This is a genomic window from Enterobacter cloacae complex sp. ECL72, assembly GCF_019056635.1.
Lineage (GTDB): Bacteria > Pseudomonadota > Gammaproteobacteria > Enterobacterales > Enterobacteriaceae > Enterobacter > Enterobacter hormaechei_C.
On sequence record NZ_CP077659.1, the window covers coordinates 3,115,372 to 3,135,697 of the forward strand.

The 20,326-nt window shown below is 56.4% G+C and carries 19 protein-coding genes; 14 read left to right on the forward strand and 5 right to left on the reverse strand.

The window, feature by feature from the left end; genetic code table 11:
- Nucleotides 1–243: 243 nt before the first annotated feature.
- Genes fliE through KTH07_RS15140 form a run of 8 tightly spaced genes read left to right on the forward strand, consistent with a single transcriptional unit; the run spans nucleotide 244 to nucleotide 7,191 of the window.
- On the forward strand, nucleotides 244–567 hold the full coding sequence (fliE, locus tag KTH07_RS15105; protein WP_020480519.1) for a flagellar hook-basal body complex protein FliE: 324 nt from the start codon (nucleotides 244–246) through the stop codon (nucleotides 565–567).
- Between the two features lie 15 nt (nucleotides 568–582).
- Complete coding sequence (locus tag KTH07_RS15110; protein WP_015571622.1) at nucleotides 583–1,437, forward strand: CheR family methyltransferase; 855 nt, start codon at nucleotides 583–585, stop codon at nucleotides 1,435–1,437.
- Nucleotides 1,434–2,495 (forward strand): chemotaxis response regulator protein-glutamate methylesterase, encoded by a 1,062-nt coding sequence (locus KTH07_RS15115; protein WP_023295295.1) that lies wholly within the window; start codon nucleotides 1,434–1,436, stop codon nucleotides 2,493–2,495. Before KTH07_RS15110 ends, KTH07_RS15115 begins: the two co-directional genes overlap by 4 nt.
- Nucleotides 2,485–2,871, forward strand: coding sequence for a chemotaxis response regulator CheY (gene cheY, locus KTH07_RS15120; RefSeq protein WP_015571623.1), 387 nt, complete (start codon nucleotides 2,485–2,487; stop codon nucleotides 2,869–2,871). The genes KTH07_RS15115 and cheY overlap by 11 nt, the downstream gene beginning before the upstream one ends.
- A gap of 5 nt (nucleotides 2,872–2,876) precedes the next feature.
- Nucleotides 2,877–3,518 (forward strand): protein phosphatase CheZ, encoded by a 642-nt coding sequence (gene cheZ / locus KTH07_RS15125; RefSeq protein WP_015571624.1) that lies wholly within the window; start codon nucleotides 2,877–2,879, stop codon nucleotides 3,516–3,518.
- 18 nt (nucleotides 3,519–3,536) lie between these two features.
- The gene (gene flhB, locus KTH07_RS15130) at nucleotides 3,537–4,682 is read left to right on the forward strand and encodes a flagellar biosynthesis protein FlhB (RefSeq protein WP_015571625.1); all 1,146 of its coding nucleotides are present in this window, start codon (nucleotides 3,537–3,539) and stop codon (nucleotides 4,680–4,682) included.
- The gene (gene flhA / locus KTH07_RS15135; RefSeq protein WP_063162148.1) at nucleotides 4,682–6,775 is read left to right on the forward strand and encodes a flagellar biosynthesis protein FlhA; all 2,094 of its coding nucleotides are present in this window, start codon (nucleotides 4,682–4,684) and stop codon (nucleotides 6,773–6,775) included. Before flhB ends, flhA begins: the two co-directional genes overlap by 1 nt.
- Nucleotides 6,772–7,191: a flagellar protein FlhE gene (locus tag KTH07_RS15140; protein WP_023304283.1), complete on the forward strand. Its 420-nt coding sequence runs from the start codon at nucleotides 6,772–6,774 to the stop codon at nucleotides 7,189–7,191. The genes flhA and KTH07_RS15140 overlap by 4 nt, the downstream gene beginning before the upstream one ends.
- Here KTH07_RS15140 and KTH07_RS15145 read toward each other — a convergent pair.
- The 5 genes from KTH07_RS15145 to KTH07_RS15165 all read right to left on the reverse strand — a co-directional run bounded on the left by KTH07_RS15145 (nucleotide 7,188) and on the right by KTH07_RS15165 (nucleotide 13,194).
- Nucleotides 7,188–8,558, reverse strand: coding sequence for an amidase (locus KTH07_RS15145; protein WP_063162147.1), 1,371 nt, complete (start codon nucleotides 8,556–8,558; stop codon nucleotides 7,188–7,190). The two genes, KTH07_RS15140 and KTH07_RS15145, sit on opposite strands and share 4 nt — an antisense overlap.
- 53 nt (nucleotides 8,559–8,611) lie before the next feature.
- Nucleotides 8,612–9,907 carry a histidinol dehydrogenase gene (gene hisD / locus KTH07_RS15150; protein WP_017692810.1) on the reverse strand — a complete coding sequence of 432 codons (1,296 nt, stop codon included), beginning with the start codon at nucleotides 9,905–9,907 and terminating at the stop codon, nucleotides 8,612–8,614.
- Nucleotides 9,908–11,050, reverse strand: coding sequence for an ester cyclase (locus tag KTH07_RS15155; protein ID WP_033487538.1), 1,143 nt, complete (start codon nucleotides 11,048–11,050; stop codon nucleotides 9,908–9,910).
- Nucleotides 11,051–11,155: 105 nt separating this feature from the next.
- The gene (locus KTH07_RS15160; protein WP_015571630.1) at nucleotides 11,156–12,127 is read right to left on the reverse strand and encodes a nuclear transport factor 2 family protein; all 972 of its coding nucleotides are present in this window, start codon (nucleotides 12,125–12,127) and stop codon (nucleotides 11,156–11,158) included.
- Nucleotides 12,124–13,194, reverse strand: a complete 1,071-nt coding sequence (locus KTH07_RS15165; RefSeq protein ID WP_003862277.1) for a LacI family DNA-binding transcriptional regulator — start codon at nucleotides 13,192–13,194, stop codon at nucleotides 12,124–12,126. Before KTH07_RS15165 ends, KTH07_RS15160 begins: the two co-directional genes overlap by 4 nt.
- Before the next feature lie 308 nt (nucleotides 13,195–13,502).
- On the opposite strand from KTH07_RS15165, the gene KTH07_RS15170 reads away from it, so the two are divergent.
- The 6 genes from KTH07_RS15170 to KTH07_RS15195 all read left to right on the forward strand — a co-directional run bounded on the left by KTH07_RS15170 (nucleotide 13,503) and on the right by KTH07_RS15195 (nucleotide 19,619).
- Nucleotides 13,503–14,741: an MFS transporter gene (locus KTH07_RS15170; protein ID WP_063162146.1), complete on the forward strand. Its 1,239-nt coding sequence runs from the start codon at nucleotides 13,503–13,505 to the stop codon at nucleotides 14,739–14,741.
- A gap of 75 nt (nucleotides 14,742–14,816) precedes the next feature.
- Nucleotides 14,817–16,139, forward strand: a complete 1,323-nt coding sequence (hisD, locus tag KTH07_RS15175) for a histidinol dehydrogenase (RefSeq protein WP_045333240.1) — start codon at nucleotides 14,817–14,819, stop codon at nucleotides 16,137–16,139.
- Nucleotides 16,140–16,142: 3 nt separating this feature from the next.
- Complete coding sequence (locus KTH07_RS15180) at nucleotides 16,143–16,907, forward strand: SDR family NAD(P)-dependent oxidoreductase (protein ID WP_023304287.1); 765 nt, start codon at nucleotides 16,143–16,145, stop codon at nucleotides 16,905–16,907.
- An 8-nt stretch (nucleotides 16,908–16,915) separates the two neighbouring features.
- On the forward strand, nucleotides 16,916–17,659 hold the full coding sequence (locus tag KTH07_RS15185) for an alpha/beta fold hydrolase (protein WP_063162145.1): 744 nt from the start codon (nucleotides 16,916–16,918) through the stop codon (nucleotides 17,657–17,659).
- On the forward strand, nucleotides 17,641–18,432 hold the full coding sequence (locus KTH07_RS15190) for an HpcH/HpaI aldolase/citrate lyase family protein (RefSeq protein ID WP_023295301.1): 792 nt from the start codon (nucleotides 17,641–17,643) through the stop codon (nucleotides 18,430–18,432). Before KTH07_RS15185 ends, KTH07_RS15190 begins: the two co-directional genes overlap by 19 nt.
- An 11-nt stretch (nucleotides 18,433–18,443) precedes the next feature.
- Nucleotides 18,444–19,619, forward strand: a complete 1,176-nt coding sequence (locus KTH07_RS15195; protein WP_040118015.1) for a hypothetical protein — start codon at nucleotides 18,444–18,446, stop codon at nucleotides 19,617–19,619.
- The last annotated feature ends 707 nt before the right edge of the window (nucleotides 19,620–20,326 follow it).

Below are 20,326 nucleotides of genomic sequence, written 5' to 3' on the forward strand. Positions count from 1 at the left end.
GCACGCACAATAATGCGCGTCAGCGCCTGTGATATCGCAGGGCTGATAACGACGATTTCAAATTAAGAGAAATTTTCAGGCGGGCATTATCGTCTGAAAGGCCGATTTTTTAAGGATAAATAAGCTTAAAGTAATGTTCGCTTATTGGATTTTATGGCCATTTTGCCTACGTGTTAAACTATCAACGTTTAAAAGATATGTAATAAATGTGTGCTTTTCCCTTATTAATTCAGGAAGTCAACAATGTCAGCAACTTTAATGCGTGGCGTACTCGATCAAATTAACACTCAGTCACAGCAAATAGCCGGCATGAGCCGAAACCAGCCTGCCGCGCTGAAAAACACGCCGTCGTTCTCTGACATTTTATTCAATAGTATCAATGAAATTAATGAAACTCAGGTTAACGCGAAAGAAATGACGCAGCAGTGGATGTCTGGCAGTAGCGATATTGGATTAAATGACGTAATGCTAGCAATGCAGAAGTCCTCAATTTCTTTTAGCTTCGGCGTGCAAGCGCGCAATAAAATGCTCAGTGCCTACCAGGAAATCATGAATACCCCGGTATAAGGCCTCGCCCTGTCTATGAGTGAATTTAAAGACATTCCCGTGCGCTTATCGCCAAATAAGCTTACGTTATCCGATTCTGAATTACAGCGTATTGGGCAACTGATCTATCGCCGCGCCGGGATTGTAGTCAACGCACAAAAACGAGAGATGATTTTTAATCGTTTATCACGGCGGCTACGGGCGCTGGGGATTGACACATTTCTTGAGTACATCAGCATTCTGGAATCCCACAGCGAGCATCCGGAATGGCAGAACTTTGTCAACGCGCTGACAACCAATCTGACCTCTTTCTTTCGCGAAACCTACCACTTCCCGGTGCTCGCAGAACACGCCCGTCAGCGGCCCAACGGCTACCGCGTCTGGTGTACCGCCGCTTCCACCGGGGAAGAACCTTGCTCCATCGCCATGACGCTGGACGAGACTCTGGGGAGCGCGACGGGAGGGCCACGCGTCTGGGCCTCTGACATCGATACCGAGGTGCTGGCCAAAGCGGAGGCAGGGGTATACCGCATGTCCGACCTACACTCGCTGACCCTGGTGCAAAAACGCCACTATTTTTTGCGCGGCTCGGGTGAGAACAGCGATCGGGTGAAGGTAAAGCCAGAACTGCTGGCCGCTATTCACTATCAGCGGCTCAACTTGCTGGACAACAGCTGGCCGCTGCCCGGACCGTTTGACGCCATCTTTTGCCGCAACGTGATGATCTATTTCGATGCGCCGACGCAGAAGCGTCTGCTTGAGCGCTTTGCCCGCATGCTGAAGCCAGACGGCCTGCTGTTTGTTGGTCACTCTGAACATTTTAATCATCCGCACATTCCACTCAGGCTTCGCGGCCAGTCGGTGTATGAACTTACGGAGGCCTTACGGTGAAACGGATACGGGTGCTGACAGTTGATGATTCTGCGCTCATGCGCAACATCCTGAGCGCAGTGATCAATCAACAGCCAGATATGGAGATGGTCGGCACCGCGCCAGACCCGCTGATCGCACGCGAGATGATTAAGCAGTTGAACCCCGACGTGCTGACGCTGGATATCGACATGCCGAAAATGGATGGGCTGGAGTTTCTCTCCCGTTTGATGCGCCTTCGTCCAATGCCGGTGGTGATGATCTCCTCGATGACCACCCGAGGCTCGAAGGCGACAATGGCCGCGCTGGAACACGGCGCCGTCGATTTTCTGGCCAAACCCGATCAGCGTATCGCCGGAAATCTGGAACTGTGGGGTGTGCAGGTCGCAGAGAAGATCCGCATTGCCGCGAAGGCAAAACTGGGACGTCAGGCTGAAGTGGCCTCGCCGATACTGCGGGGCATTACCGTGGATCCACAAAGCATTGTGGCGATTGGCTCCTCGACCGGCGGGACGGAGGCGCTGCGCCAGGTATTAACGCCGCTGCCAGCCAGCGTCCCCGGTATCGTCATCGCCCAGCATATGCCTGCTGGATTTACCCGCTCCTTCGCCCAGCGTCTTGATTCACTTTGCCAGATAAAGGTGCATGAAGCGGATGACGGCGAACCGGTACTTCCGGGTACGGCATTGATCGCCCCCGGCGATAAGCATATGGAGATCGTCCGTCACGGAAAAGGGTACGCCGTCAGGCTGACCGACGCGCCCCCCGTCAACCGTCATCGCCCGTCTGTAGACGTTCTCTTTAACTCCGTTGCACAGCTGGTGGGCGCACATGCCAGCGCCGCCATCCTTACCGGAATGGGAGCCGACGGCGCACGTGGGTTGCTGGCGTTGCGGGAGTCGGGGGCGTTTACCCTCGCTCAGAGCGAAGCGAGCTGCGTGGTGTTCGGTATGCCTCGCGAAGCGATTGCCCTTGGCGCTGCCCGAGAAATCGTCGATCTCAATAAAATTAGCCAGCGTCTGCTGGAAAGTTTCAGCCATAAACCACGACGTTCAGGAGAGAACACACATGTCGGATAAAAACCTGCGTTTTTTGGTGGTGGACGATTTTGCCACCATGAGACGTATCGTACGTAACCTGCTTCAGGATCTGGGCTATTCAAATATTGAAGAGGCGGAAGATGGCCAGGACGCGCTGAACAAGCTGCGCGCCGGTGAGTTTGATTTCGTTGTGAGCGACTGGAATATGCCCAACCTTGATGGCCTTGAGCTGCTGAAAACCATTCGCCTCGACCCGGCGATGTCAAAGCTGCCGGTACTGATGGTTACTGCGGAAGCAAAGCGCGAAAACATTATCGCCGCCGCGCAGGCGGGTGCCAACGGTTACATCGTTAAACCGTTTACTGCCGCCACGCTGGAAGAAAAGCTTGGCAAAATTTTTGAAAAACTCGGGTGAATACTATGACCACTCAGCCTGGCGAGATCGCGGAACCGCCAAAGGATCTCTTTTTGCGTATCGGTCAATTAACCCGGCTGCTGCGCGACAGTATGGCAAATCTTGGCCTGGAGCAGGCCATTAAAGAAGTCGCGGACGCGTTCCCCAACACGCGTGACCGTCTCAACTACGTTGTTGGCAAAACGTCTCAGGCCGCCGATCGCGCGCTGACGGCCGTCGAGGTGGCACGACCGCTCCAGGAAAGATTAGGTGAAAATGCCGGTAAGCTTACTGAACGGTGGGACGCCTGGTTTGAAGAGCCACAGCCGCTTGACGAGGCGCGAGAACTGGTGAAAGAGACACGTACCTTTCTGCTGGACGTGCCGGCCACCGCTCAGCAAACCAACCAACAGCTCACCGAAATAATGATGGCGCAAGACTTCCAGGATCTCACCGGCCAGGTGCTACAAAGCCTGATGCAGGTGATTCAGACCGTCGAAACCGAGCTGATCAGCGTGCTGGTTGAAAACATGCGCGAACGTGACGCGGGTATCGAACAGAGCGGTGACGCCCATCTCAAGAACGGCCCGCAGATTGATACCAGCGTCGCCGGGATTGTCGCCTCTCAGGAACAGGTGGATGACCTGCTGGAGTCGCTGGGCTTTTGATGACCCCAGGCCAACACTATGTCTGAAGAGAGCGAGAGCGACAAAACAGAAGACCCCACACCCCACCGAAAACAGAAAGCGCGGGAGGAAGGTCAGGTTCCGCGTTCGCGCGAGCTGACCACCCTTGCCATGCTTCTGGTGGGCTGGGGGCTTATCGTCGGCGCAGGTAGCCATCTGGCGACGCAGCTTGAATCTATTCTGCACAACGGGCTGACCTTTGATCGACTGCTGATCCGCGACCCGCAGAATATGTTACATCGTGCAGCCTCGCTGTTGAGCATGGCTTTTCTCGCCATTCTGCCCTTCGCCGGCGGGCTGTACGTGACCGCAATAACGGCACCGTCGATTATCGGCGGCCTGAACGCAAGCAGTAAGGCGCTAAAGGTTAATCTTAAAAAACTTAATCCCGTCACCGGTATCAAGCGTCTTTTCTCTGCCCAAATGGTATCAGAGATGATCAAAAGCATCCTCAAGGTGCTGTTGGCCGCCACGGGGGGAGGACTGTTTTTACTGCTCAATAAAAGCAGGTTCATCAATCTAATGTATGAACCGTTGGGCGGCGCGCTAAACGACATCAGCAACCTGCTGATTGGCTGCATGCTGTACGTGATTTTGTCACTGATCCCCATGGTGGCCTTCGACGTGATTTATCAGCTCTGGAGCAACTTTAAGAAGCTGAGAATGAGCCGCCAGGAGATAAAGGATGAATTTAAAAACCAGGAAGGTGACCCGCACATTAAGGGTCGCGTCAGGCAGATTCAGCGCCAGATGGCACAAAGCCGCATGATGGCCGAGGTGCCCACCGCCGATGTGGTCGTCAACAACCCGACCCACTATTCCGTGGCGCTGAAGTATCAGGAAGGCACCATGGGCGCACCGATCGTCGTCGCAAGCGGCAGTGGACTTATTGCCCTGCGCATCCGCGAGATGGCTGAAGAAAATCGGGTTCCGATGCTGGAAGCGCCACCGCTGGCGCGTGCGCTTTACCGGCACTGCGAGCCGGGTCAGCCGGTGCCCGGTGAATTATATAACGCTGTTGCCGAAGTCCTGGCCTGGGTATATAGCCTGCGCCGGTGGCGTAAAGGCTTTGGCTTGCGCCCAACAGAACCTAAAGATTTGCCGGTTCCCCCGGCGCTCGATTTTGCACAAGAGAGTAAAGAGTAATGGCTAATATCGCCACCAAATTACGTTTGCCCGGCATCAAGGAGACCCAGTGGCAGGTACTGGCCGGTCCAGTCCTGATCATGACGATCCTTGCGATGATGATCCTGCCGCTGCCAACCTTCGTGTTGGACTTGCTGTTTACCTTTAATATTGTACTGGCGATCATGATCCTTCTGGTCGCCATGTTTACCCAGAATACGCTGGAGTTTTCCGCCTTCCCGACGGTACTGCTCTTCTCAACGCTGCTTCGCCTGGCGCTAAACGTCGCCTCAACGCGCGTTATCCTGATGCACGGCCATAACGGCGCTGACGCCGCGGGCCAGGTTATCGAGGCGTTCGGCCACTTCCTGGTAGGCGGCAACTTTGCCATCGGCATTGTCGTCTTTATCATATTGATAATTATAAACTTTATGGTCATCACCAAGGGGGCCGGGCGTATTGCAGAAGTGGGTGCCCGCTTTACCCTTGACGGTATGCCCGGTAAACAAATGGCAATCGATGCCGACCTGAACGCCGGTCTGATCGGCGAGGAGGAGGCCAAACGCCGTCGAAAAGAGGTGACTCAGGAGGCAGATTTTTACGGCTCCATGGACGGTGCGAGCAAATTTGTGCGTGGCGATGCCATCGCAGGCCTGCTGATCATGGCAATAAACATTATCGGTGGCCTGATTATCGGCGTAATGCAGCATGATATGACCCTCAGCGCAGCGGGAGAAGCCTACACGCTGTTGACCATCGGTGACGGCCTGGTTGCGCAGATCCCTGGTCTTGTGATCTCCACCGCGGCAGGTGTCGTTGTAACGCGTGTGGTCAACGAGCAGGACGTAGGCGAGCAGATGGTCGGCCAGCTGTTTACCTCGCCTCGCGTGCTTGCCCTCTCTGCGGCCGTAACTGGTTTGCTGGGGCTAATCCCAGGCATGCCCAATCTGGTCTTTTTACTCTTTACCTCCTCACTTTTAGGCATTGCATGGTGGCTGCGGGGCCAGGAAGGTAAGGCGAAAAAAACGGGCGCCGCCCCCTCCGCCCCTACCCGAGCTGAAGCTGACGTGGCGCAGGTTAATGAAGCGACATGGTCTGACGTACAGATGGAAGATGTACTGGGGCTGGAGGTTGGCTATCGACTGATCCCTATGGTCGATCATGAACAGCAGGGCCAGCTGTTAACCCGCGTACGGGGTATTCGTAAGAAGTTCGCGCAGCAGATGGGCTTTCTGCCGCCAGCAGTTCATATTCGCGATAATCTCGACCTGCCGCCGACTCACTATCGTATTCTGCTAAAAGGGGTGACGATTGGTAAAGGCGAGGTCCAGCCCGATCGCTGGATGGCGATCGATCCAGGCTGTGCAGAGGGAGAAGTGCCCGGTACGCCCTGTAAAGAACCAACCTTTGGACTTCCCGCTCTATGGATCGATGAAGTCCATCGCGAGCTGGCGCAGACGCTGGGCTATACCGTAGTCGATCCATGTTCCGTCGTCGCTACGCACCTGAACCACCTTATCAGCACCCACACGGACGAACTTTTCGGTCGCCAGGAGGCGCAGCAGCTGCTTGACCAGCTCACCAAACAGTCGCCGAAGCTGATAGAGGATTTGATCCCCGGGGTAATCAGCCTGACCACGCTGCACAAAGTACTGCAAAATCTGCTCTCCGAGCGCGTGCCGATCCGCGATATGCGGACCATCATCGACACGCTGGCTGAGTATGCCACTCCTCAGTCTGACGCTGACGAGCTGACGGCCCGCGTGCGCGCTCGCCTCTCCCGGGCGATTACGCAGCAGTGGTTCCCTGGCGACGACGATATCCAAATAATCGGCCTTGATATGTCACTTGAGCAGTTGCTGGTACAGGCAACCCAGAGCGGAAGCGCTATCGAGCCGGGAATTGCCGAGAATTTAATGAAACAGACCGAGCAGGCGTTGCAGCATCAGGAAGCGCTGGGTGCGCCGCCGGTTCTGCTGGTGAACCCGGCGCTGCGTTTGATGCTGTCCCGCTATCTTCGTCGCATCTTCCCTCAGCTTGCAGTGCTCTCCAGCCAGGAGATAAACACTCAGCGCAACGTGAGAATGACGTATCTCATTGGAGGTAAATCGTGATAAGAGCCGCCTTGCTTGTTCTGCTGCTTGCGCCACCGGCGTTTGCTGCGGACGGTTCATGGAGCAGCCATAGTTTTGGCGGCACGCTGTCGCGCGGCAAGCAGGTACTGAAAAGTCGTCCAGTTCAGCCCGCCGCGCCCCTTCCGAAAGGGGTTACGCCGACGCATCTGCTGTGGAAGATTACACCGGACGGCCCCACGCCGCCGGGCTTTCGCATTCGCGTCTGTAACAACCTGCGCTGTCTGATGCTCAGGGAACTGGCGGGCGAAATCCCGTTGCCAGCGGGTTTCCCGGCCGCGGGCCCCTTTCGCTTTGAGTATCAGTCGGTAGCGCGCGGCGAAATGACGCCGCCGCTGACAATACTGAAAAATGAAATCACAATAAGGTATCGCGGCAAGGGGCCATCGGCGCCTTAAGAGAGGTTCTGACAAACGGTACCGCTCTGGCGATATCCTGCCTTAAACCTCAGCACCTCATTTATCCCGCCCAGCGCCCCCTCACATGCCAGCGCCAGCGTCATCAGCATCGTCTCATCCTCCTGCGCCGATAACATCTCCATCCCTACCGGCAGCCCGATACGGCTTACGCCACAGGGCAACGTAATGGCAGGCAGGCCGCTGATGGCGGCCAGTTCCGGCGCGCAGCCTGGCGGCATCTTCGCCATACTTTCTGGTAATCGTTGTACGGTGGGATACACAAATCCGTCGATGCGCTGCACCTCCGCCCCCTGGCAAAGGTTCTGCCGCAACAGGCGCTGAAAGCGACGCCCCGCCAGCCAGAGCGGGGTTTTCAGCGTGTTACTCGCCAGCATCTGACGTAGAAACGGCGCAAACTCTGGCAGGAAAGCGCCGGAGTCCACAATGCTTGTCAGTCCGGAGGGAGCGCCAGGCTGTTTGCTAAGCCAGTCGTCAATCGCCACGCGAAATTCATACAGACTGAGGCAGGTGGCCTGCCTCACCTCTTCAAGGAAGGGGAGTGAAACCTCCACCAGCGTCGCTCCGGCACGGCGCAACGTGTGCAGCGCCGACTGCCAGACCTCCAGCTGTACCTCATCCTCTCCCTGTAACGCGGTCACCACGCCAAAGCGAACGCCTTTCAGCGAACGCACAGGAAGCGCAACCGGCGGCAGGCCATGGATCACCGCATGCAGCAAGGCGGCATCCTCAACGCTATGTACCATTGGCCCAACGGTATCTTTGCTGGGTGAGAGCGGCGCCACGCCGTCCAGCTGTGAACGGCGAAAGGCAGGCCGTAGCCCCACCAGCCCGGTATAGCTACAGGGAATGCGGATAGAGCCGCCGGTATCGGTACCCAATGCGCCATCCGCCATTCCAGCCGCCACCGCCGCGGCGCATCCTCCGCTGGAACCTCCGGCGGTGAGTGTCGGGCAAAGTGGATTCGCCACATCACCCCCCAGCGAGCTACGCGAGCGCACATCGAACGCGAACTCGGACATATTGGCCCTGGCAAGAATAATCGCCCCCGCTCTGCGCAATCGCTGCACGACCCGAGCATCCGCTGTCGCGTTAAGTGAGGCCAGCGCACGGCAGCCAAGGGTGATCGGCATCGGCGCGCAGGCAATATTATCTTTGACGATCAGCGGCACGCCGTGCAGGGGGCCGATCGGCTCTCCACGCCGACGCTGCTGCTGATGCTGTTCCGCCTGAGACATGGCGTCAGGGTTAACCCCGAGGATCGCGTTGAGCGCCCGGTGCTGCTGTATGACGTCGAGACGGCGGGCAATTTCCTCCGGACAGTCGTCTGGCGGTATCAGGCGCTTCATAGTCTCAGGCTCCCCGTGCTGAAAACCGGGCAGAAGGCTGCCCGGGATACGTTTTAGTCCCGCATGCCGGTAGTAATGGCATCAATGTCCTGCGGACGCAGACGAATTTCCGCCGCCCGTCGGTGCCCCTGCATCCCCTCGGTACGGCTCTGGCGGATCGCCGGTTCTGCGATTGCCGGGATACCCTGCTCGTCAATCCACTGATGGGTACAGATTTTGACGTATGCCCCTACCCACAGACCGCCGGTATAGCGTGCCGCCGCCATCGTCGGTAACGTATGGTTGGTACCGCAGCATTTATCGGAGAACACCACGCTGGCGTTCTGACCAATAAACAGCGAGCCATAGTTGCGGATCTTCGCTGCCGTCGCGTGCGGATCGCGGGTATGCACCTGCAAATGCTCCGTCGCCATATGGTCAGCAAACGCAATCAGCTGCGCTTCATCTTCGCAGAGCACAATCTCACCCTGCCGACGCCACGCCTCGCCCGCCGTGGCGGCCGTTGGCAGAGTCGCAAGCTGACGCTCAACCTCCGCCAGGGTACGCTCAGCGATATCCCGGCTGGTTGTCGCCAGCCCGACGCGGGTATGAATATCGTGCTCTGCCTGCGCCAGCATATCGGCGGCCAGAATGCGCGGATCGGCGCTGTCGTCGGCGATAGTAAAAATCTCGCTCGGCCCGGCGAGGGCATCAATGCCGACTCGACCAAACACCTGGCGTTTCGCTTCGTTAACGAAGGCGTTGCCTGGCCCAACGATTTTGTCCACTGACGGAATACTCTCCGTTCCCCAGGCCATAGCCGCAATGGCCTGCGCGCCGCCAACTTTGAAAATGCGGTGCGCGCCCGCCAGATGGCAAACGGCAATCATCGCCGGATGCGCGCCCGGGGGCAGACAGGCGATAATCTGTTCACAGCCCGCCACCGTCGCAGGAACAATCGACATCACGGGTGCGGAGAGAATCGGATACCGTCCGCCCGGCACGTAGCAGCCCACCGTCTGCACCGGGATGATCCGGTGACCGAGATGCACGCCAGGCAGCGTCTCTACCTCCAGCGGCAGCATGGTCGCCAGCTGCGCCTGCGCAAAACGACGCACCTGATTAATGGCAAACTCACTGTCGCGGCGCGTCTGGGCATCCATCCCCTCCAGTGCTTCGGCAATCTCCTGCTCGCTCACCTCAAACTGCGCCGGTACGACATGATCAAACTGCTGCGAAAAGGCTCTTAGCGCCGTATCGCCCTCGGTTTTCACGCGCTCGATAATGGCGCTGACCTTCTCCGTCAGGGAACGATCGGCCTGCGCATCCTGCCCCTGCGGGCGCTTAATCCAGCTCACCTGATTTAACATTTACGCGTCCTCCATCTGGCCGAGTTTGATCTGCGCCAGCAGCGCCAGATGGTCATAAACCACCCACTCATCAACAATTTTTCCGTTGACGATGTGGTAGTGCGACATGCCCATCACGAACAGTCGTTCTCCGGTCGGCTTGCCGAGTTCGCCGTAACCCAGGTGATGTCCTTCGATAATCCAGCGTACGGCCACTTTGACGCCGCCTTCATCGCACGGGTTGGAACAAATATGCTGCGGCAGCCACGCGCCGTCAGGGATCATCCCCACCAGCGCCAGCGTCTGATGGGTTACCGCCGCGGTGCCGTACAGCTCTTTCATCAGCGGACCGTGCCACTGTACGTTAGGCGCATACACTTCTTTGATCTTGCCAAACATCCGGCGGTTGTAGATCTCATGCAGCCAGCGCAGGCACTGCTCCTCCGTATCGGTGTGCGCAATGGAAACATCGCACTCCATCTCCGGCGGATATTGCCCCAGCATGCGGCCGTTTTCGCCGATGTCCATCACGCGGAAGCCTTTATCGAACTGCTCCTTTGCCATATTAAATGCGATTTGATCGGTATTCAGGCCAAGCTGTTTCATCAGTGACATATTGTCGCTGACTACCCACTCCCGATAAATTTTATTCTCGTGGATCATGCAATCCGCCACGGTACGCGTCACAAACGTACGGTTCGTCGGTTTGCCTAAATGGCTGTACTGTGTATGCCGCCCGCTTCCCGTCACCAGGTGAGAGGTATAAAAACCGTCAACATCATTTCCGTTCCAGATAACCTGGGTTGCCATTCCGCGCCGTTCCGGGAAGGCAATTAAGCGTTGCAGCGTATCCTGCACCACCTGTTCGCGGTTATAGAGTGTCCCCAGCGCGTTATACAGCACGCAGTTATGGGTATAGTGAGAATAAATTAAGCCGACATCGCGCTCGTCCCATATTTTATGGGTGCAGCGAACGATATAATCGACAATATCGGTATAGCAGTCATCAAAGCCGCGTAATGATTGCACGCGCGGTCTTTTTTCCGGTACCAGATCGACAAAATCACGACGCTCCACCTGTAATACAGGTTCCTCTTTCAGCGATTTCACGCTGCTTTTTTCGGGTACGGCTGGTGCTTTATTTGTTGCTTCGGTGGAAGACATATAAACTCCTGCTCTGTTTTCAGACAATAAGAACCCGCACCCGTAAGTGAGGGTGAATCAAACACGGTTATTTTTTGCAGCCGGAATAAGGGGGCTGCCGCCCCATTAATTAAATATTTGCGACCAAATCGCTAATTCATCGATCCCCAGATATTCACGGAAAATTAAACCATCACGTAATTCAAGCTGGCTGATACCGGTAATTGATATGGGTTTACGGGTCGGCGCACCAAATTTGCCGTAACCGTCATGCCAGGTTAACAACGACCAGCGCAATGAAAGTCGAATCGGCTCATTAGGATCTTTACGCACAATCAGGTGATGAAGCTGCGTTTCGCTGTCGGCAAATGAAGCGCGATAACCGGAAAGCTGTGCGCCAATTTCCTGTTCGCCGGTGCAGAGGCAGTGCCCCGGCGCGTACAGCGTCGCCGCCGGGTGATAGAGACCGGGCACCACGCCGCTGTTACCGCCCGCCCACATCGTTAAGTAGCGCTCAACGACCCCGGCCAGCGCCCCTTCCACGTCGTCGCCCTCAGGCCCACCCGCCCAGCGGGCGTCCAGCGTCTCAGCAGACACAGATTCCAGCCCAAGCTGCTGGCGCATGGTCGCCAGGTTAAAAGCAAAGTCGCGGACATCCAGCCCCAGTTGCGCCACAATCGCGGCACGATCCTGAAGCAGCCACTCCTGGCGTACGGCACCATCAACACAGATGCGATCGGCCCAGGTGCGGACCCAGACATTTTTCCCGGTCGGCGGGCCAAAAAATCCCTCCCCCTGGTGCTGAATGCGGGCTACGGTACGCTGCGCCGCATAGTACTCGTCCCCCGGGTTCTGGCTGCACAGAATATCCTCCGTCAGCACCGCTCGCTGCGGGAAGCTGTGCATCGCCTCAAGCGTCAGGCGCATAAACTGGGAAAGCTCATGCAGCTGTTTTTCCGGGGTAGTGAAAACCACCGGCGTGGCGTAAAAATCCGCCAGCTGGCCGATATCTTTCTGCTCCCACACCACGTGCGTCAGCGTCAAAATGAACTGCTGGATAGAGTCGAATTGAGGGCTGAAGCCCCGCAATCTGGTCATGTGCGCTCCTTAGACTGGAATAGCGTTAAACCATTGGTTTCGATAACGCCGCTGCGTGGGCGACGCGCCGAGTGGCGTATCACCAGCGTACCGGGCACCGTAATCTGTTCAGGCTCTATGGTTCCGCTGTCAATTTGCTTCATTAACAGTTCCACCGTGGCATCCACCATCGCGCCGACCGGCTGCGACGCCGAGGTCAACGCATAAGAGGGCCAGCCGGAAGGGCCGATGTCGTCATAGCCGACAACGGAGACCTCCTCCGGAATGCGCAAACCAAACTCATAGCGCGCCACATCCATTACCGTGACGGCCATATGATCGTTGGCGACAAAGACCGCATCCGGCGCTGGCGACGTCGAAAACAGGGTATAGGCTGCCCGGGTGGTTTGCTGAGCGTCGTAATTCCCGTGCACCACCCGGACATCGGTGATGCCATGTTCTTCCAGCGTGGAAATGAACCCGCGCTGGCGGGCGATATTGACCGGGGAATCGGCCACGCCGCCCACGTAGGCAAAACGCTTGTGCTCCCCCGCCAGCAGAAACTCGGCAATCTGCCGCGCGGCCGCTTCGTTATTACTGTTGACGCTGGAGGCCATGCCACTCTCTTCGCTGCGGTTAAACAGCACTACCGGGATCCCGGCGGCAAGGCACTCCTCGGATAACTCCAGCGACAGCGTCACCGAGGCCAGCACAATGCCATCCACCCGGTACTGCATAATCTGGTCAAAAATACGGTCTACGTTACCTTCCCGATCGCCAACGAACAGCAGCAGGTGATAGTTCAGCGTATCCAGCTTTTGCGCCAGCGCCTCCAGCACCTGCGAGTAAAAGGGGTTATCAAAGTAAGAAATGACGACACCGATAATGCGCGAACGAGCCGTGTTGAGCGAACGGGCGATCGCATTCGGGCGATAGCCCAGCTCGCGCGCTGCCTTCAGCACTTTTTCACGCGTTGCCGGTGAAATGCTGGCCCCCGGCGTGAACGTTCGCGACACCGCAGATTGCGATACCCCCGCCAGCTGAGCGACCTGTTGGGATGTGACTGCTGCAAAAGTCTTACGTTTCATTACCCCTGATTCCTTATCAACGTCCTGCCCATTTGCGCGTACTTCAAACGCCTCAGCAAGTGGGTGTTTTTTATACTTACACCACCTTTGCATGCGTATGCAACACAAAAAATTAAAATTCTCACAACAAGATCGAGATCACTTTACAAATGTGAAACCTTTTCGTAACTTCAAATATTGAATACGTATGCAAAGAGTTTTCATACCGTCAATGGTACCGGAGAGAACAGGAGTCGCCCAAAGGATTGAACCGGTAAACGTCGTCCCTGACTGGTTATAACCCATTAATTCTTAAGAGGTTCAAAACCATGTTTCAAGCACTGTTACGCCGTCGGGAAGCCCGGCTCTTTTTCATCATCAGCATCCTGTTCTTTATCTGCATTCATAGCATTGATACATTCCTGGCCCCCATGATGATCAACCAGGGCATTGAACCACAGATCATGGGCATCATCATGGGCGCGTCCGGTCTGGCAACCCTTCTGATACGCTTCCCGTTAGGCATTATTTCCGACGTGGTTAAAAGCCGCAGGATCTTCATCCAGATTGGCCTGCTGCTGCCAATTATCGCCTGGCCGATTGCCTGGCTTGAACCCAACGCCATTACGCTGTATCTGGCGAAAGCGGCAGACGGTGTCACGGCGGCGACCTGGGTGCTGTACAACATCCTGTTCATGCGTTACTTCGGTCGCAACGAAGCGCCTGCCGCCGTCGCGCTGCTGGCGCTGGCAGGGCCCATCGGCGTGTTTCTCGGTAACTGTATTGGCGCGGTGCTGATTCACTATTTCGCCAATAACATCGCCTTTTTTGTCTCCTGCATCTCCGCCCTGGTGGCGTTATTCCTGACGACCCGCATTCAGGACGTGCACGACCCGGTTCAGGCCCCCACGCTTAAAGCCTGCATTACCGGCGCGCGCCAGCAGCTGGCCGACCGTTCCGTCTGGCTGATTGGCATCCTGGCGACCGTCGTCATTCTGGTGCCCTTCGCCACCCGCGACACGCTGACGCCGGTCTATGCCGAGCAGCTTGGCGCCCGGGCGGGGATCCTCGCGCTGCTGGGTAACATTCACCTTCTTTTTTACGGGCTGGCCATCGCCCTGTGCAGCTCGGTGTTTTATCAGCGCCTTGGGCTGGTAAAAACCGCCGTGCTCGGCATCGTTTTACAGGTGATTTCCACTTTCGGCATTCCCTTTACCAGCAATATCTATGTGATTTACCTGTGGCAGGCGCTGGCGGGGTTCTCGTTTGGTATGGCCTTTGCCGCATTCATGTCGCTCAGCGTAGTGAATACCTCGTCTGATGAACAATCCACGCGAATGGGACTATTCCAGACCATTTATTCCTGCGGCATGTTTGTCGGGCCGGTAATGATGGGCGTAATGATGCAACATATTAACCTGTCGTCCGGTTATATATTGATTGCCGCCCTTTCCGTTGTGGCCGCTATTGCCACGCCGCTGTCCGCTCGATGGGTATATGCCCGTAAAACGCAAACCTCAGCCCAATTATTAAAAAACGGTGCGTACGCTGCCGCGCCGGATCAATAACTCTTTCTGAAGTAAACACCCTTTCCCGGCTCGCCGGGAGGATAACTGACATCTGAAAAAGGTAAGGAGAAGCGAGTGTCCTGGAAATTAAAAACCGGTAAATCTACCGAAGAGCGCCAGCAAGCCAACCAGCAAATAAGAGAAACGGTTGAACAAATACTTGCGGATATTGAAAAACGCGGAAATAAAGCCATTCGCGAATTATCCATTAAATTCGATCGTTATGACCGTCAGGATTATCGTCTGACGTCCGCGGAGATTGACCGCTGCATAAAACAGTTAAGCCGCCAGGATATTCAGGATATTGAATTTGCCCAACAGCAGGTGGCGAATTTTGCCCGCGCGCAGAAAGAATGTCTGCGGGACCTAGAAATTGAAACACGTCCCGGGGTGATCCTCGGGCATAAAAATATTCCGATTAACGCCGTAGGATGTTACGTGCCTGGCGGAAAATATCCCCTGCTCGCCTCCGCGCACATGTCGATCATCACTGCCAGCGTGGCGGGGTGCTCAAGAATCATCAGCTGTGCCCCGCCGTTTAACGGTCAGCCCGCCCCGGCGATTGTCGCGGCGCAAAAAATGGCTGGCGCAACGGAAATCTATGCCCTTGGCGGCATTCAGGCGATAGGCGCCATGGCGCTGGGCACGGACTCGCTGGCACCGGTCGACATGCTGGTCGGGCCCGGTAACGCCTTCGTTGCGGAGGCCAAACGCCAGCTGTTCGGCCGGGTAGGTATCGATCTGTTTGCCGGTCCGACGGAAACGCTGGTGATTGCCGATGACACTGTTGACGCGGAAATGTGCGCCACGGACCTGCTGGGCCAGGCCGAACACGGCGTCACCACCCCTGCCATCCTGCTGACGAACTCGCTTCAACTTGCCAAAGAGACGCTCAGCGAAGTGGAACGGCTGCTGGAAAAGCTCCCTACCGCCGACATTGCCCGCCAGTCGTGGCAGGACTACGGGGAAATCATCGTCTGCGACAGCCACGAAGAGATGCTGCTGGAGGCAGATCGTATCGCTTCCGAACATGTTCAGGTGATGACCGACCGGGACGACTGGTTCCTGGCTAACCTGACCAATTACGGCGCGCTGTTCCTTGGACCGCGTACTAACGTGGCCTACGGCGATAAGGTGATCGGCACCAACCACACACTGCCCACGCAGAAAGCCGCACGTTATACCGGCGGCCTGTGGGTGGGCAAGTTCATGAAAACCTGCACCTTCCAGAAAGTCCTCAGCGACGAAGCCACTGCCGAAATCGGCAGCTATTGTTCCCGTCTGTCGCTGCTGGAAGGGTTCGCCGGACATGCCGAGCAGGCCAATATTCGCGTGCGCCGTTATGGCAAGACGGAAGTTCCCTACGCCACACCGGCCCCGGTCAGGGAAAAGGTGTAAGCCATGACGCTTTTGCAAACGCCCTCTTTCACCCTGCACGGCAAACGCGCGCTGGTGACCGGCGGGTCAAGAGGGATTGGCTTCGCCGCCGCCGTCGCCCTCGCACAGGCGGGAGCAGAGGTATGGATCGCCGCCCGGGGCCGCGAGGCGCTGGCGCATGCCACAGGTCTGGCAGCGGAACACAGTCTCGCATTTCACCCGCTGGAACTGGATATTACCGACACTCAGGAGGTGGCGCGTGTGCTGGCGACGTTGCCCACGCCCGACATTCTGGTGAACAGTGCCGGGCTGGCCCGCCACCAGCCGTTTCTTGAGGTGAACGAGGAAAATTTCGATGCGGTGATGGCGCTTAACCTGCGCGCCACCTTTTTTATCAGCCAGCATGTGGCGCGCAGAATGCGGGCGGACGGTAAGGGGGGATCGATTATTCACATCTCATCGCAAATGGGACACGTTGGTGGCCCCGAGCGTAGCGTGTACTGTGCCTCCAAATTCGCGCTTGAAGGGTTAACCCGAACGATGGCGCTGGAGCTGGGCGATGCGGGGATCCGTGTCAATACGCTGTGCCCGACCTTCATTGAAACCGACCTGACGCGTTCGTCGCTCGCCGACCCGGCATTTCGCCGCTATGTGCTGGACAACATCAAACTGCGCCGGCCAGGCAGGCTGGAGGACATTATGGGGCCGGTGGTGTTCCTCGCCTCTGAAGCCGCCGGGCTGATCACCGGCAGCGCCCTGATGGTTGACGGCGGCTGGACGGCTACATGAGGGATGCAATGGAATATCCGCTTCTGGACAATACCGATCTGCCGCTGGTTCTGCTTGGCGGCACGCTGTGTAACGCCCGGCTCTGGCAGCCCGTCATTGAACGGCTGAACGTCTCAGTGGTGCTGTGCATCACGCTGACGGGCGCAGAGTCCGCGCCGCAGGCGTCACGGCGGTTGTTAAAGGTTCTGCCGCCGCGCTTTCTGCTGGCAGGCTTTTCGCTCGGCGCGATTGTCGCGCTGCAAATGGCCGCCGACGCACCAGAAAGAGTGAACGGGCTGGCGCTGATTTCCGTTAATCCGTTGCCCGTTGCGCCAGACACCCTCGCTTCACGCCGGGAAGCGGTACACACCGCACAGGCGCGGGGCCTGGCCGACTGGCTGGTCTCGTCGCTGTGGCAGAGCTATGTCGCCCCGTCACATCTGTCCGATCGGATCCTGCAAGAGACTATTTGCCGAATGGCGCAAGAGTGCGGCATTGAGACCTTTGCGGAGCAAACGGAAATGGCCATTCACCGGCAGGACAACCGGGCTGCGTTTAACGCCCTCTCCTGCCCCACATTACTTCTAAACGGCGCGCAGGACGTTATCTGCACGCCCCATCATCATCAGCTACTGGCAGCAGGCAACGCGAACGTGACCAGGCATACGGTGGAGGCTGGCGGGCATTTTATTCCGCTGGAAACCCCGGATGAGATCGCGCCGCTGCTGCGTCAGTGGATAACGGAGTGCATACAGTGCGCAAAAACAGTTTAAAGACCGCATTTCTGGAAAATACCCCGATCGTTAACGGCTGGCTGGCGATCCCGTCCGGGTATAGCGCGGAAATTATGGGCCATCAGGGTTACGACGCCGTCACCGTCGATTTGCAGCACGGCATGATTGATTTTGCCAGCGCGTTGTCGATGCTACAGGCGCTATCGAGCACGCCTGCCGTGCCGCTGGTGAGGGTGGCAGATAACGATCCGGCGCAAATCATGCGCGTATTAGACGCCGGCGCGTATGGCGTAATCTGTCCGATGATCTCCAGCGCGGAACAGGCTCGCCGTTTTGTCGCTGCCTGTCGCTATCCACCGCTGGGTGTTCGCTCCTTTGGTCCGGCCAGAGGTCTACTCTACGGCGGCAGTGATTATCCACAGCACGCTAACGACGAGATCCTGACGCTGGCAATGATCGAAACCCGCGAAGGGCTGGCGGATCTTGACGCCATCCTTGATACCGAAGGGCTGGACGGTGTGTTTATTGGCCCCAACGATCTCTCGCTGACGCTGACCGGCAGCGCCAGCGCCGAATCCCAACATCCCGAAATGCTTGCTGCTATTGAGCGGGTGATTCACTGCTGCCGCCAGCAGCAGAAGATTGCCGGTATTTTCTGTACTTCCGGCGCGGCCGCCGCAGCGCGTATTGCGCAGGGTTTCCAGTTTGTTACCCCAGCAAACGACGTTATGCAGCTGGGTCGCGCCTCACGTGAAGCAATTGCTCTCGCCCGCGGCAACGCCATCCCTACCACCGGTGCATCCGGTTATTAAAAGGAGAAATGATGAAAACTATCCATCTTAGCCAGAGCCAGGCACGAACACGGTTAATCGCCCCCGACGATATGGTTTCCTGCAATCTTGCTTTTATTGATTGCAAGCTGCCCGGTTCGCATCTCAAACAAAACTATTCCTTCATTGGCCCGGGTGTAACCCAGTCCAGCGAGCAGATTGTTAATATCCCCGAGCCGCACGGCTTTAACATTGGCGCGGCGGCTATGCCGAAAGGGGTAACCAATAACCTGCATCTGCATTTCACCGCAGAAGTGTTCCTGATCCATGAAGGGACATGGCGTTTTCGCTGGGGCGCCAACGGCGAGCATGAAGCTGAATTTAGCGCACCCACTATCCTCTCAATACCGACCTGGATCTTCCGTGGTTTTACCAACGTCAGTAAAGAAGATACCTGCGGCATGGTGTTTACGGTGCTCGGCGGGGACAACACGGGCGGCATCATCTGGCACCCATCAGTGCTGGCGGCCGCCAGCGAGTACGGTATGTATCTCAGCAAGGATAATATGCTGATTGCGCAGGAGGCAGGTGAACCAACGCCCGATCCCGCCACGCTGCTGACGCCGCTGTCAGAGCAATATATTGCCGGTCTGCGTGACTACAGCGTTGAGGAGATGCGCCAGCGTGCGGTAACCGGCGATGATCGCTGCTGGTCAGCGCAGGGACTGCTGGACTCGGTGCTGCCGGGACACGGCGGCGAAATTGCGCCGGTTATCGGTTTCGGCATTTCACAGGATCGGGATTCCGCTCCCGCTATCCTGAGCCCGCACGGTTTTTCCGTCGAATGGCTGCGGCTTGCTGACGACCACATTGTCGGTCGCCATCTCTGCCCGGATATTCAGGTGATCATGGTCTTTAAAGGCCAGCTGGAGGTGACCTGGAACGAGGCGGGTAAGGAAGTCAGCATTATCGCCCCGGAACGTTCGGTGATCTCCATTCCGGCAAACAGCTGGCGCCGCTACCGCGCGGTTGATGGCAATGTGGAGTTTATTCTGACGACCCGGGGCGATCAGCGTAAGCGCCTGTACTGGGACGAAGCGATCCTGCACCAGGCGAGAGAACACAATCGCTGTCTCGATCCTGATGGCTACGTGGCGGATGCCGACATCCTGCCAGCCACGGCCCGTCGGGCCGGAGAAAAAGTAGAAAAAGTGCCAGCAGCTAACTGATTTTTACGGCAAAGTGGCGCAAAATAGGGGGGTAGGGATCGCCTGCACCATCATCAATAATGATGCACATAAAACGGATTGCATGATAAACATGGATGGAAAATCAAATGTACAGACCCATAGTCGTTATCCTCTTTATTCTTCTGACGCTCGCCGCACTGATTGAAATGGGGATTATCTCTTTCGGCTAAACCTCCCCCCTCAGAAAGGCCACATTTGCGGCCTTTTTATTTATGAAATATGTGAAGTCGACAGTTTATTTTTATGCGTAGCAGAATCCAAACCCAAACCGAAAATATATTTTATTAATGCGATTCTTTGAAATATATCATACAGCAGATGATTTACCCTAACTTAAATCATAATTAAGCAGTCATTAATATTCGCTGGAATTATAAATAAAGCCTGTGTATTCAGTATTATCCCCCTATCATCTCTTCCACTACCTAATCCCGACCGCCTGTACGCCAACGCCTCTGTGGCGCGGTCCGCATAGCCAACAAAATATATTCGCGCTATCAATTAATTTTCTCTGCAATCACAGTGCAGGGTTTACAGACACTTAATTTGCACATTCAGATATTTATAGCTATATCATTTTTACAGCAAAATAAATAATACCTTCACAAATAATAAGGTTTATAAAACACGAAAATATAAATAAATAACAGTTTCTCATGTAAATAATTAGCTTCGCCCTGATGTTG